The 14,673-nt window shown below is 46.4% G+C and carries 9 protein-coding genes; 8 read left to right on the forward strand and 1 reads right to left on the reverse strand.

What is annotated here, in order from left to right:
• The first annotated feature begins 767 nt into the window (after nucleotides 1-767).
• The 4 genes from K3G39_RS13905 (at nucleotide 768) to rpiB (ending at nucleotide 9,748) form a co-directional block, all read left to right on the forward strand.
• The gene (locus K3G39_RS13905; RefSeq protein WP_220626782.1) at nucleotides 768-6,911 is read left to right on the forward strand and encodes an IPT/TIG domain-containing protein; all 6,144 of its coding nucleotides are present in this window, start codon (nucleotides 768-770) and stop codon (nucleotides 6,909-6,911) included.
• A gap of 241 nt (nucleotides 6,912-7,152) precedes the next feature.
• Nucleotides 7,153-8,427, forward strand: coding sequence for a serine hydroxymethyltransferase (gene glyA / locus K3G39_RS13910; protein ID WP_220626876.1), 1,275 nt, complete (start codon nucleotides 7,153-7,155; stop codon nucleotides 8,425-8,427).
• Between the two features lie 36 nt (nucleotides 8,428-8,463).
• A complete protein-coding gene (gene tatC / locus K3G39_RS13915) occupies nucleotides 8,464-9,306 on the forward strand; it encodes a twin-arginine translocase subunit TatC (protein ID WP_220626783.1) in 843 nt (280 codons plus the stop codon).
• 4 nt (nucleotides 9,307-9,310) lie between these two features.
• Nucleotides 9,311-9,748: a ribose 5-phosphate isomerase B gene (gene rpiB / locus K3G39_RS13920; RefSeq protein ID WP_220626784.1), complete on the forward strand. Its 438-nt coding sequence runs from the start codon at nucleotides 9,311-9,313 to the stop codon at nucleotides 9,746-9,748.
• A gap of 15 nt (nucleotides 9,749-9,763) precedes the next feature.
• On the opposite strand, the gene K3G39_RS13925 is transcribed toward rpiB, so the two are convergent.
• Nucleotides 9,764-11,128 (reverse strand): hypothetical protein, encoded by a 1,365-nt coding sequence (locus K3G39_RS13925; protein ID WP_220626785.1) that lies wholly within the window; start codon nucleotides 11,126-11,128, stop codon nucleotides 9,764-9,766.
• A 145-nt stretch (nucleotides 11,129-11,273) separates the two neighbouring features.
• On the opposite strand from K3G39_RS13925, the gene rbfA reads away from it, so the two are divergent.
• The 4 genes from rbfA (at nucleotide 11,274) to K3G39_RS13945 (ending at nucleotide 14,523) form a co-directional block, all read left to right on the forward strand.
• Complete coding sequence (gene rbfA, locus K3G39_RS13930) at nucleotides 11,274-11,669, forward strand: 30S ribosome-binding factor RbfA (RefSeq protein WP_220626786.1); 396 nt, start codon at nucleotides 11,274-11,276, stop codon at nucleotides 11,667-11,669.
• Between the two features lie 17 nt (nucleotides 11,670-11,686).
• Entirely contained in the window at nucleotides 11,687-12,496 is an 810-nt protein-coding gene (locus tag K3G39_RS13935) for a bifunctional 2-polyprenyl-6-hydroxyphenol methylase/3-demethylubiquinol 3-O-methyltransferase UbiG (protein ID WP_220626787.1), read from the forward strand.
• Between the two features lie 88 nt (nucleotides 12,497-12,584).
• Nucleotides 12,585-13,808, forward strand: coding sequence for an FtsX-like permease family protein (locus K3G39_RS13940; RefSeq protein WP_220626788.1), 1,224 nt, complete (start codon nucleotides 12,585-12,587; stop codon nucleotides 13,806-13,808).
• Between the two features lie 40 nt (nucleotides 13,809-13,848).
• The gene (locus K3G39_RS13945; RefSeq protein WP_220626789.1) at nucleotides 13,849-14,523 is read left to right on the forward strand and encodes a hypothetical protein; all 675 of its coding nucleotides are present in this window, start codon (nucleotides 13,849-13,851) and stop codon (nucleotides 14,521-14,523) included.
• Nucleotides 14,524-14,673 lie beyond the last annotated feature (150 nt).

Consider the following 14,673-nt stretch of genomic DNA (forward strand, 5'->3'; position numbering starts at 1 on the left):
ACTTGATGCCCTTGCCCTGCTGGTGGAGTTGGAGGAGTTGTTTTATCTGGCTCATAGGTTTTGGTTTTCCGGCCATCGGTGCGCTCTTCTTTGGTGATAGCACCAAAGAACCAAAACCTATCGATAAAGAAATAGCAGGTGGGGTCAATATGCTCCGGAATTTACCCGAGGGGTCAACATGCTCCGGAATATTTAGTGCCTTATACTGCTATCAGAGGGGTCAGCATCCGCCGGAATGTCAGAGGTTGCTTTCGTCAGCAACAGCTAATCCAGCCTTAATGTACTACCGGAAGGTGGGGTCAACATGGTCCGGATTATCCAGATAACAGTAGATATACGCGTAAGTTTAAAGTAGATAACTTGATTGAAGTTAAATTTTCTTAAGTCAATCCATTCCCCTCTACAAGTAAAGTAATTGCATAGTTTTCCAGTACTATAAATTTAGTAAATTGCACTACGGATAGAAATGAAATAATATCTAAACGCTATATATAATATTTTTATACAATGATAAAATAATCAATTAACAACATAGTATAGTTCTAGTAGTAAAAAATAAACTTGAAAAGTTTTCAAATAACTTAATCAAGGCACTTTTTAAAAATAGGCTTTAATGCATCAAAAACGCGACTTGACAAGAGAGAGTTAAAATCAGACAAAAAAATAGGGGATAATATTGCAATAGTGAAAGATAAATTATCTTATTTTGTGATAATTAACTTAGCATTAAAACTGCACAAAAATTTATTAACTCTTAACTTTTAGCTATGGCACAACTCTACAATCCCCCATTAGGCCGGCTTATACGCACTCTGCTCCTGCAGTGCATGATTATGCTGGGAATCGTCTCCACTGGTGTGGCGCAGGCCACCTTACCAATCAATTATGATGGTCCGTGGGGAGATGAACTTCCACAAGGCTGGTCAAAGACTGGTACTATTATTACAGGTCAGGACTTAGAAGGCGGTAGCCAAGGTTCAGCACAGTTCAGAGGTGCGAGCGCTACCATCGGAATTAGTATTGCAAACGCAAGCACTACTGATTTTAGATTAAGGTATAGCCTACAAGCAATAACGACAAGATCTGGGTATAGCGCGAGCTTCACAGTAAGTTACTCAACCGATGGTGGTACTAGTTACACACCAACTGCAAGTGCTGATGCCATAACGCCTGCAAGAACTGCACAGCGACTGACAGATTTACTTCCAGCAGCAACAACCAATATCCGCTTCACACTTAACTCTGTTTCTGAAGCATACGTTTTGCTGGATGCCATAGAGTTGGTACAGACACCAGAAGTACTGACTGCAACGCCAGCTAGTGGTGTGCCTGGCACAGCTATAACCATTACAGGCAACCGCCTGAACAACGCAACTGTAAAGTTTGGGGAAATTGTAGTGCCAGCTGAGTTGACTATTAAAGATGCTGCTGGTGTAGAAAGCACAGTTAATGGAGTTACTATAAATGCGACAGGTACAGAGATTATAGCGTATGTGCCATACGGAGCAATAGCAAACTCTCCTATTACAGTGAATACTACCTATGGTACTACAGCCCCGGTAGATTTTACAGTTCCTGCTCCTGAGTTTGATGCGACCACACCTTTCTCCCGGGCATCAGGTATAGCGGGCGAGACTGTATTACTGAAAGGTAACAATTTCATCGATGCAAGTGCTGTGCTTTTCAACGGAGTGGCAGCGGCATTTACAGTAGACCATAATGGTCAGATCACTGCTACCATTCCTGCCCTGGCTAGTTCAGGTCCGATAACGGTAACAACTCCAGCAGGTAGCGTAAATAGCGTATCATTCACGGTACCAGGCCCAGTTGTTTCATCATTTGCTCCGGCAGCAAGCGAAGGTCCAGGAACAGAGATTACTATTTCAGGTGAATACTTCAATGGTGTTACTGATGTTAAGTTCAACGGTGTAACCGCAACGGGTTTTACAGTCAATCAAACTAATGATGAGATTACAGTAAACGTGCCACTTGGCGCCAGCACAGGTCCTATTACTGTAACAAGTCCAGCGGGAACTGGTACAAGCGAAACACCGTTTGAAGTGCCAGCACCAAAATTTGTTGCTAAAACGATAGGAGAACTTAATCTGGAGTTTGATCCTGCTAGAACAGGCGCAGGCAAGACAATTACGATCTACGGTGAGAACCTGGCAAGTGTAAGCCGCGTGGTATTTGCTGCAGCCGAAGGCGAGGGTGCTGATGGGACTAACCTGGTTGCAACTACTGACACCGCGTTGACAGTAACTGTACCAGCAGGCGCTGCCAACGGCACTCTGCAGTTAATTGCTCCCGGTAATAAAATAGCGAATAGCTCACAAATTTTTGAATTTGTGCCAGCTCCTTCTATCGCTACCGTTACACCAATCTATGGTGAAGTAGAAACGGAAATTACCATAACAGGTACTAACTTCCAGGAGGCTGATTCTGTAAAGATTGGTGACGGAACAGTGCTTGCAGCTGACTTTGAAGTTAACGCTGAGGGCACGGTCATAACATTGTCTATACCTACAGACGCGACAACAGGCACTGTGTCTGTAACAACACTCTTGGGTGGCACTGGCGTTTGGAACGGAACATTTGATGTGGTGCTTGCACCAGCTATCACAGCCTTTACGCCCGCTGAAGGCCCTATTGGCCAGGAGATCACACTGACAGGTACAAACCTAAAGTATGTAACAGAAGTTGTTTTCCTAGGAGACAACAATACTGAAGAAGAATCAGATACGAGAGTAACGTTAACAGCACCTAACGACAGCGAGACACAACTGGTATTTAACGTTCCAACAGGTACACCAGCTGGTTCAGGTAAACTGCTCGTGAGAAACTCTGTTGACGCCGCTGTTTCGGCAGAGGACTTTGAAGTGATTCTTCATCCAGTAGCTCAGTCTATTACGCCAACTATGGGCGTGATTGCTTCTACTGTAAAAATTGAAGGTTACAATTTTGAGAATGCAACATCACTTAGCTTCGGCGGTGTAGTAATACCAGCAGCGACTCAAAGTACAGAAGGCTTTACAATTGATTCAGATAAGCTGATCACAGTAACAGTTCCAGCTGAGGCTGCTGTTATTTCGCCTATCATTATTACAAACGGATTTGGTGACAGCGAGCCTGTAAACTTTACGGTTATCAAAACGCCTACTATTGATTCATTTGTAGCGGAAAGAGGCATCATAGGCAGTGAAGTAGTTATCACAGGTACAAATTTCTACGGCGAAAACATCACAGTTTCATTTGCAGGAGCAGAGGGCCGCGTAGTTGCGCCAGCTAGAGACATTACACCAACTCAGTTGAAAGTTACAGTTCCTACAGGTGCTATTACAGGTAACTTGACAGTAACGAATGTTGCTGGGCCAAGTGAGCCAAGTGAAACTGATTACATCGTAGCGACTAAACCAGAAATCTTCAGCTTTACCCCTACTTCAGGTAAAGTAGGTGATGATGTAGTAATTACAGGTTGGTTAATGCAGAACGTAACAGAGGTTGCCTTTAATGGAGTAAGAACTGCAGTAACGCCAAGTGCAGATGGCGATACAATTAAAGTAAAGGTGCCAGATGGTGCAACGACTGGCAGACTATCTCTGTTCGAAGGTGAAAACTCAGTGTTTACAACAGCAGAAAATGAAATCTTCACGGTTATACTTGCACCAACTATTATAGTAGTTAGCCCTGATAGAGGGGTTGAAGGTACAGTCGTAACTATCACAGGTACTAACTTTATTGAAGTAACGTCTGTTACATTCAATGGAGGTAATGAAGTTGTGGTTGAAGGGGAGAACATTGAAGTTAACGAAACATTCGATGTGCTTACCGTGACAGTTCCAACAGGTGCTAAAACAGGCGACTTAGTGGTAACGACAGAAGCAGGTACAGCGAATTTCGAGGACTTCGTTGTTCCAACCCCTGCTGCTATCACATTTACCAATAACACCACAACTCCATTTGTGAGCTATGCTAACCAGTCAGTAACCATCAGAGGTCAGTATTTCACGGGTGCAACTGAAGTGGACTTCAATGGTAAAAAGATCACTACAGGTATAACTGTAGTAGATGCTGAAGGTGAAGATAGCACCAACCCTGAGCGCTTCCAGCTGATTACAGTTAAAGCACCGTTTGATGCTGGCAAAGGTAAAATCACTGTAACTACTCCTGCCGGCTCAGGTATAAGTGCTGATGACTATACTGTCATAGAGCCAAAGATAGCAAGCATTAGTGCTACCGAAGGTTATGCAGCTCAAACAGTTTTAACCATCACAGGTGAGCTGTTTACGCAATACTGGAATGAAACACTGAACGGCGGCGAAGAAGACGTTAAAGCGCCAATAGTTAAGTTCAACGGAGCACAGATTGAGGCCACAACCTATACGGCAAATGGTACTAGCATTACTGTGACAGTACCAGGTTCTGCCAGAACAGGTAGTGTAACTGTAGTGTCAGGTAGTGGTGAAAGTGAGCCAGTACAATTTAACGTACTTGCCCCTGTGTTGTCTTCTTTGTCGCCTACAGCAGTTTATGCAAGCCAATCAGTAACCATCTCTGGTACGAACTTTATCAATGTAACAGGTATGTCCTATGGGAACATTCCGATTACAGGGTATAACATTGTGTTAACTGATTCGGTGAAAGGTACAGGTACCATTACTTTTGTGGCACCAGTAATCGACCACAATACAACTAATACTTTGTCTGTAACTTCAACAAGTGGTACAGGCAGTAGAGAATTTACTATTTACAGACCAGTAATTTCCAATGTATTTGAAACTGGCAAAGAAAGCCTTGCAGACAGAAGAATTTATGCTGGTGTAAATACTATAACAATTAAAGGTACACGCTTTGATGAGTACTGGAATGGAGCAGTAACAACAGCTACTCCAACTATGTCACTTGTTAGAACTAATAGTACAACAGCCACCCCGATAGAGATAATAGGCTTCACTTTCAATGCAGGTGAAAATGAGGAGGGTGTAGACGAGATTGTTGCTACTATTCCAACTACTATACCTGCAGGAGACTACTTCGTAAGGGTAACTAGTAGAAGTGGAGCAGGTCAGTCATCTGGCCCAGCTGGTACAATCACTGTTCTTGGTACTCCAACCATCGTTAGCTTAAGTAAAGCAGTTGGTTTAGTGGGAGACAAATTCACTATCACCGGTACTTTCTTCGATGATGCATCTAAGGTGACTTTCCTGGGTATCGAAGGAGAGGCTGATGAAGTGGATGCAGTTTTCGAAAGAACTTCAACTACTGAACTACTTGTTACAGTGCCAGTGGCGGCTAAAATCGGTAAAATAGCTGTAACAACCCCTTTCAATGGTGGAGTAGGAACTACGGTAATAAGTGAAGATATCTTCAGGGTAGTAAAAGCACCAATTGTGTATGACTTCAATACGAAGACTGGCCCTTCTGGCTCAATTGTAACTATCACAGGTGAAAACCTGATAGCTGTTGATGGTAGAATCAAAGTATCTTTCAAAGGTCATGGCGGTGAGATTATACCTGCTGAGTTAGTAGACCAAGCTGAACTAAACGCCACAGTGACTGCAGAAGATTTAGTAACTGCTCGTACGATTGCAGTAAGAGTGCCAGTGAATGCGATTACAGGTGTCATTACATTAGCTAACGAAGTTGGTACAGTTACTACTGCCGAAGCAAGAGATACTAATGTTGATGTCTACACAGTCACTAGTCCAGTGGTTATTAGATTCGAAAAAACGAATGGAAGCAGAATTGCTGTAGGTAATCATGCACGTCTGCTAGAGACAGTAATTGTGAAAGGCTATAATTTGGTAGGTGTGCAAAGGCTGCGAATTGGTAGTACAAACGTATTTGGCTACTATGAAGATAACCAGCATACCCTGGAGATGATTGTGCCTAGAACAGCAGACAGAGAAATAGTAAATGTTATAACTGGAGTGGGTTCTGATGCAAGCGAAGAAATGCTGGAAATCATAAAACCGGACATAACAGTTGACCCAACAGTGCTAAGCTTTAAAGCTGCAGTTGAAAGTGAAGAAGTAACAACATACGATGTGAAAAGCTACACTGTAACAGCTACTAACCTGGCAGTGGGGCAAACCTTACTTATCTCATTAAGTGAGAACATGCCATATTTGCTTTCACTTGATCCAAACTCAACTGCAGAAGATGCTTGGACGACAGGTATGACGCTTTCAGCAGGCGAAAACGGTAACTTGACACAGGTTGTTTATGCTAGAAATAATAGCACAGCAGTTGCGAATGATGAGAGCAGTAGACAGACAGTACTTGCTAATCATTCTTCATTGGAAGCAACCACTCGTACGGTCACTCTGCAAGCCGAAATTATTCCACTCCCAGTAGAGCTCATCTCCTTCAACGCTAGAAAAGAAGGCAACGGTGTTCAACTGACATGGGCAACAGCTTCTGAGCTGGACAACGACTACTTCGAGGTACAGATGACGGAAGACCTGAAAGGTGAGTTTAAGGCAGTAGGCAAAGTGAAGAGCAAAGTGAATACGACTTCGCTTCGTCAGGACTATCAGTTCAACCACAAGGGTAACTTCAACGGTACACGTTACTACAGACTAAAGCAAGTGGACCTAGATGGCACATCTGATTACAGCAAAGTGGTGGCCGTATCGTCTAACGGTGTGAACCTGGCAGTTGGTCCAAGAGTGTATCCTAACCCAATCAACGCTGAATCTAAGCTGGTATACAACGCCGACAGAGCAGGTAAGTTGAATGTGCGTATCGTGAACATGAATGGCTCAGCCGTACAGAGCCTAAGCTACGACATTGAGGAAGGTGAGAACACCATCCTTCTGAACCTGAACAACAACCTGCCAACAGGTATCTATATCCTGATGACAGAGTTCAACGGTAAGATGGAGCAGGTGAAGCTCATGAAGCAGTAGAACCAAAGCTTAACTTATAGCAGAAGGCCCGCCAACTTGGCGGGCCTTCTTTTTTTGTCCAGGTATAACAAATCCTAAACAGGTATAGCCAACCTATGCAGCTATAGCAAAATCCAATAGACAAGACAATGTGCAGGTATAGCCGCCGCTATACCTTGTGCCTTCCTGATATAAACATTTGAAACATTGGTTTATTCAAGCACAAGCTTTAATTTTGAAGGAATATAAAACCAAAGAAGCCATGCAGAAAGACACAGCTATATTTGACCTGATTGCAAAAGAAAAAGCACGCCAGACCCACGGCATCGAACTGATCGCGTCCGAGAACTTTGTTTCGGATCAGGTAATGGAGGCGATGGGTAGCGTGATGACCAACAAGTACGCCGAAGGCCTGCCGGGCAAGCGCTACTATGGTGGCTGCGAAATTGTGGATCAGTCAGAGCAGTTGGCAATCGATCGTGCAAAGGAGCTGTTTGGAGCAAGCTGGGCCAATGTGCAGCCTCACTCCGGTGCGCAGGCCAATGCCGCTGTGATGCTCGCAGTATTACAGCCGGGCGACAAGATCCTGGGCTTTGACCTGTCGCATGGTGGTCACCTGACGCATGGTTCTCCTGTTAACTTCTCTGGCAAACTCTACCAGCCTAGCTTCTATGGCGTGGAGCAGGAAACGGGTCTGATCGATTTTGATAAAGTAGTGGAAACAGCTCGTCGTGAGAAGCCGAAGCTGATTATATGCGGTGCATCTGCTTACAGCCGCGATTGGGATTATAAAAAACTACGTGCCGCTGCCGATGAGGTAGGCGCTTTGCTGATGGCAGATATCTCCCACCCTTCTGGCCTGATTGCCAAAGGTCTTTTGAACAATCCATTTGAGCACTGCCATATCATTACCACTACGACGCACAAAACACTGCGTGGACCAAGAGGCGGCATGATCATGATGGGCAAGGACTTTGAAAACCCATTTGGACTCAAGACTCCGAAAGGAGAAATCCGCATGATGTCTTCTTTGCTGGACGGCGCTGTTTTCCCGGGTACGCAGGGCGGCCCGCTGGAGCATGTGATCGCGGCGAAAGCAGTGGCTTACTATGAAGCTTTGTCTGACGACTACATGGGCTATATCAAGCAAGTGCAGCAAAACGCGCAGGCCATGGCAACCGCTTTTGTGGAGCGTGGCTATAACATCATTTCTGGCGGCACAGACAATCACATGATGCTGATCGACCTGCGCACCAAAGGTATAACAGGCAAGCTCGCCGAAAATACATTGGTTAAGGCGGATATCACCATCAACAAGAACATGGTACCTTTTGATGACAAGTCGCCGTTCGTGACCTCAGGTATGCGTATAGGAACCGCTGCAATAACCACGCGTGGTCTCAAAGAAGCCGACATGGCCCGCATCGTGGAATTGATCGATGATGTACTGACACACAATGACAACGAAAGCAAAATAGAAGCTGCGCGCAAAGAAGTGAACAGCTGGATGAAAAACTACCCGCTTTTTGCTTATTAATTCAATCGTAGGAAATTTATTTATAAGCCATAATTAATGGACCAACCACACCTCGAGGGAGCTGAACAGCAGCAGGAGATGTCCTTTGTGGACCATTTGGAGGAGTTAAGGTGGCACATTATTCGTTCAGTGGGGTCCATTCTGGTATTTGCCACTGCAGCGTTTCTTGCCAAAGGCTTCGTGTTCCATGATATTATACTGGCCCCGTCGCGCACCGATTTCCTGAGTTACAAAATGATGTGCGAGATCAGTACGTACTTCGGATCGGCAGCATTCTGTATAGAAGACTTAGGCTTTACGATACAGAGCCGGCAGATGAGCGGCCAGTTCTCCATGCACATCATGGTATCGTTGGTACTCGGCCTGGCTATGGCTTTCCCGTATGCCTTCTGGGAAATCTGGCGTTTTGTGAGGCCGGGCCTGTACCCACAAGAGCAGAAAAGCTCGCGGGGAGCGGTTTTCTGGGTATCGGTGCTGTTTGCAATGGGTTTGCTGTTTGGCTACTATGTAGTTTCCCCTATTTCTATCAATTTTCTGGCAGGTTATCAGGTAGACCCCTCCATCATTAATGAGTTCGACCTGTCTTCCTACATTTCCACGCTCACGACACTTTGTCTGGCGTGTGCCCTTATGTTTGAACTGCCCGTTATTGTGTATTTCTTTACCAAAGCAGGCTTGCTCTCGCCGGAGTTGATGAAGGTGTACCGAAGGCACGCCATTATCGTAATTCTGATTTTGTCTGCCGTTATCACACCTCCTGATGTGATCAGCCAACTCCTCATAGCCTTTCCACTCATCGTCCTGTATGAAGTAAGTATAGGTGTGTCGGGAAGAATTATCAAACGCGATTTGAAGAGATTGAATGAAAATAACGCTTAAAACTATGGGATATAAAATAGCTATCGGTGGCGACCATGCCGGTTTTACTTACAAAAGTCTGTTAAAAGAACAGCTTACAGCGGCAGGGCATGAAGTAACAGATTTCGGTCCGGGCTCCGACGCATCAGTGGACTATCCGGATCATGTGCACCCGCTTGCCAAAGCTGTCGTGAACAAAGAAGCTGACTTTGGTGTCCTGATCTGTGGTAGCGGAAACGGTGTGGCTATGACAGCCAATAAGTATCAGGAAATAAGAGCGGCCCTTTGCTGGCAGACAGAACTGGCCAAGCTCTCACGGGAGCATAACAACGCCAACATCCTCTGTATACCTGCCCGCTTTGTGTCGCAGGACGTAGCAGCTGATATGACACGTGTATTTCTGGAAACAGAATTTGAAGGTGGACGCCACCAAAATCGGGTAGATAAAATTCCGGTTTGCTAAGTCAGGTATAGCCGGTTAACGGACTCTCTTATAAACTGCCGCTGTTTGCGTGGGTGCATAGCCTTCGAAAACGGACGGCAGTTTGTGTTTAAGCTGCGGCATAAGCCCTACCTGGTCTACAATGTATTCGGGGGTTTCCAGACGGAAGTTCTGGTAGAGATCGTACACGGACTGGTACTCGTCGAGACGACTAAAGTAACGCTGTGACAGTTGCCAGTTCAGGTATGGTGTTGCCAGTTTGTTGTGCTCGTAATAGCTCATGTCATCACCCAGCACCAAAACAGAGCTGCCTTTAACATTGCCGCTTGCACCACCGGCCGGAAGCAGCAACTGCGAATCATCTATCTTCACAAAGGAGGCAATCCCCAGCGGCTGCCGGTAACGGATCAGAAGCACCCCGCCAAGCAGGATAAAGAACATCAGATTCAGAATCCATTTCCTTATGCGGCTTGTAAACAAAAACTCACCGAAATAAGCAATGGGCGGCAGTATGACGACAAACGATCCGACTGATAGTTCATGACGGGTTATCAAGACCAGGATGCTCACAACGAGCCATACCGTCATGAGTTGCTGAAACTTTCCTTGAAACACCAAGCGCTGCGGCAGTGAAGTAGTGCTGATGAGCGAAAGGAATAAAATGGTTGCAGGCAGGGCTAGTGCCAATGCCAGTTGCGACGGAGGTACCAGTGAATTGATGCCAAATTGCCAGGGCTGCAGCAGGTGCATTTCAACAAATTGGGAGGTCGTATTGGTGTACAGGTAATAGGTTACCAACACGGCATACGGAAAGGCAAAGCCACATAGCATCAACAGGAAACTTCTGAAGGTATTGGAAGCGAAGAGTACAACTCCAAATGCCGCTACCAGCAGAAACTGGGCTAATGGCAGATAACTAAGCGCCGCAAGCCCCACCATAAAGCCGCCCACAAACAAACGGTTGTTTTCAAACCCTTCCCGTGAAATGGTGATAATATAAGGTAGCGACAGAATAACAAACGTATTGCCGATCAGCAGTGGCGTCAGCATATCAAACTCAAAGGTAAGGCTACCTATGAGCAGGTATAGCAAGGCAGGAATGTAACCCTTGCCAGCGTATACCTGATGCCGGTTGAGCGTTACATTAAACATAACCGCCTGGAAGAGAAGCAGGAAAGTGGCCGCGATCCGGTAACTCAGGTATGAGCGTCCTGCAATCACATCTATGGTCCAGTACACGAATGCCGAGAGCGGCGCCGTGGTGTCGTAAATATCGCGGTACATGGCAAAACCGTCTGCCATCCGCTCTCCTACCAGCATATGCAGCAGCTCGGATGCAGTAGCAGGTATACCTAAAAAGATAAGAGGCAACCGGATCGCCAGGAACAGTAATACCAGCAAAAATAAGCGGGAAGGCAGTATGCTTCGGAAGTAACTAATCAAAGGAAGACGGAGTTAGAAGGAACTATACACCAGCCTGAACCGAAATGAGTACGGTACAATTGGGGTAAAAATGCGAAATTAATATGATATTTGCATCTTCAATATGGAAAGTAAAAGACAACAGAAATTTTCGCGCCTTATTCAGAAGGAGTTGGCAGAGGTCTTCCAGCGGGAAGTGCCACACTTGTTCGGTGGCGCCTATATATCCGTCAGTGTAGTGCGCATGTCGCCTGACCTGGGCCTGGCGCGTGTATACCTGAGCGTGATGAACGCCAAGGACGGTAACGAGATGCTCCTGCAGGAGCTGCGGGTGAATACCAAAACGATCCGTCACCAGCTGGCCCAGCGCATCAAGAAACAGGTGCGCGTTATACCCGAACTCGTGTTCTTCCTGGACGACACCGCTGAGTACTCTGCCAAGATAGACAAATTATTCTCTAACCTGGACATTCCGCCCGCTCCTGAGGAGGACGAGGACGACGACACCTATACCCGCTAAGAAGCAGCAACACCCTTATGCAGTACGACCCGATTAAGCGTGTGCTGGGCGATGTGTTCAACAAGACCCCATTCCTGCGCCGCATATTTTATAACCTGCTGGACCTGCTCCTGCTGCGTGCCTGGCACGTGCACAAGGAGTTGCGCCAGTGGGCCGCCAACCGCAAAAACGAAGAGCAGCACATACTCGATGCCGGTTCCGGCTTTGGGCAGTATACCTACTGGCTCTCGAGCCAGAGCAGCAGGTGGAGCATACTGGCCGTCGACGTGAAAGATGAACAGATATCGGACAGCAACCGATTTTTCAGGGCAATCGGGCGGCAAAATGTGCTGTTTCGTATTGGCGATCTGGTAAAGTACCGCGAGGAAAACACCTACGACCTGATCTTGTCGGTGGACGTGATGGAGCATATTCTGGAAGATGTGGAAGTGTTCCGCAACTTTCAGGCATCGCTGGTGCCGGGAGGTATACTGGTCATCTCCACTCCGTCTGACCAAGGCGGCTCGGATGTGCATGGCGATGATGAAACCTCGTTTATAGAAGAGCACGTGCGCGATGGTTATAACATCCAGGAAATTCAGGATAAGCTCTTCTCTGCTGGCTTCAGCAAGGTAGAGGCGCGTTATTCATACGGCAAGCCAGGGCAAATTTCGTGGCGCCTGTCCATGAAGTACCCGCTCCTGATGCTCAACACATCCAAAGCATTCTTTATCCTGCTGCCATTCTATTACCTGGTTACTTTCCCGATAAGCTTAGTATTGAACTGGCTTGATGTAAACGGCAAGCACGCCTCGGGCACAGGCCTGATTGTGAAAGCCTGGAAATAAATTAATTTGTTGATGGCTTAATTGTTAAATTGTTGACTCAACACAATGATTAAGTTGAAACTTTAGCCTAGGCACCCATAACTGCTAAATGAACGTCCCTTATCTCATAGCGAAGCGTTATTTTTTCTCTAAGAAGAAGAGGAACATCATTAGCCTTATTTCCAATATTGCCATGATCGGGGTGGCGGTGGGCACGGCGGCGCTCATTATCGTGCTGTCAGTGTTCAACGGTCTCGAAGACCTCATCCGTACCATCTATACCAGCTTTGACCCTAACCTGAAGATATCGGCGGCAGAAGGCAAGTCATTTGAGACGGATACGGAGTTCATGAACCGGATACGCAATACGCCCGGGGTGGCGCTGGTAACCGAGGTAATAGAGGACAATGCGCTGCTGCGTTACAACGACCGTCAGATGGTGGTAAAAGTTAAAGGCGTCAGCGAAAATTTCTTTGAGCAGAACAGGATTGGCTCTTCGGTGGTGGAGGGGCACTATAATCTGTATGCCAACGATAATTACTATGCATTGCTCGGGCGGGGAGTACAGTATCAGCTATCTGTCAGGACGAGCAATGAGTTCACGTATATGCAGTTCCTGTACCCGCGCAACACCAAATTCAATCCACTCAATCCCGAAGGAGCTTTCAAATCACTACAGATAACACCTGGTGGCGTGTTTGCCATTGAGCGGCAGTACGACGACGCCTATGTGTTTGTGCCCATACAGTTTGCGGAAGAGCTCATGGAATACGGCCGGCGGCGTACGGCCATTGAGATTAAGGTAGAAGAAGGACATCGTATCGAAACCGTGAAACGCTCTTTGCAAAAGGTGTTGGGCGAGTCCTTTCTGGTACAAAACAGCGACGAGCAACACACTAGTCTGCTACGTGCCGTAAAGGTTGAGAAGCTTTTTGTGTTCATTACCTTTACTTTTATTCTGCTCATAGCTTCACTAAATATCTTTTTCTCCCTCTCCATGCTGGTGATCGATAAGAAAAAGGATATTGCTGTGTTGGCCTCGATGGGTGCCACAAAAGAGCAGATCCGCAACATATTTTTGTTTGAGGGCGCGCTGGTTGCCTTTATCGGGGCATCTTATGGCTTGTCACTGGGCATGCTGATTGCCAACCTGCAACAGACCTTTGGCATTGTCTCGATGGGGATGGCTACTTCGGTTGTCGACTCTTACCCTGTAAAGCTCGAGTTGATGGACTTTGTATTGACGGGTGCTGCCATTGTCATCATCACCATGCTGGTGTCTATACGTCCTGCCCGTAAAGCGGCTGCCATGTCCGTGCGCGACAACCTGTAAGGTATAGCCGCCTTTTTTCCATTACACCTCACCTACTATCATGAAAGCCGTTCTTCTGATTCTTCTCCTTCTCATGTCCGGCTGCTCCACAACTGAGACAGATACAGCAGAAGAAGCTGCTACAGGTATAGCACCCACCGAAACAGAAACCTATACCTCCGCTAACAGCAAAATCCGTTTCCTGTGGCGTGAGCAGGTATACGATGCTGACCTGGAGGACTCCTTGAGCACAATTATGATCGATCAGGCATTAGCTGATAAGCTGACGGATGCCGAACGAGCGGCTGTGGGCTATGTCGTTACTTTTATAGGCAGCGAGTGCGACTGGGATGGAAGGGCGAATGAGGAATTCAGTAATCTGAAATGCAAAACCCTTACGGCATTAAACCTGGGTTATCAGTGCTCCGATCAGCACCTAGGCTTCCTGCAAAACTGGTTTCGGAACGACCACGAAGTACTGGCTCGCCTGGCCTCTTGTCCCCGAGTGCCCTTTACCGCCTCAAGCCAGCAAACATTCGATGAGCTATACCTGACTACCCAGAGTGATACGATTAAAGTATGGTTCAGGGCAAGCGGCGTAAACCTACCCATGAATGCTGCCTGGGAGTGGACGGAGGAGAATGTCTTCCTGTTTCAGGATAGTGCCATTAGTTTGCTAAAAGTAGATAAGTCAGAGGTGAACAGAACCGAACTAAAGTTATCGGGAGGGCTTTAAATTAGCAGCAAGCATATGACAGTCGCTATATATTGAGATTAAAAGACTTTAATGTGTTACAGCGTGTGATTTAATGCTGCGAATATGAAAATATTCTGATTTATGGCTGCGATTATGGGCGTTTCAGATAGGAAATTAGCAGTTTTAGGG

It is taken from the genome of Pontibacter sp. HSC-14F20 (assembly GCF_019599265.1).
Lineage (GTDB): Bacteria > Bacteroidota > Bacteroidia > Cytophagales > Hymenobacteraceae > Pontibacter.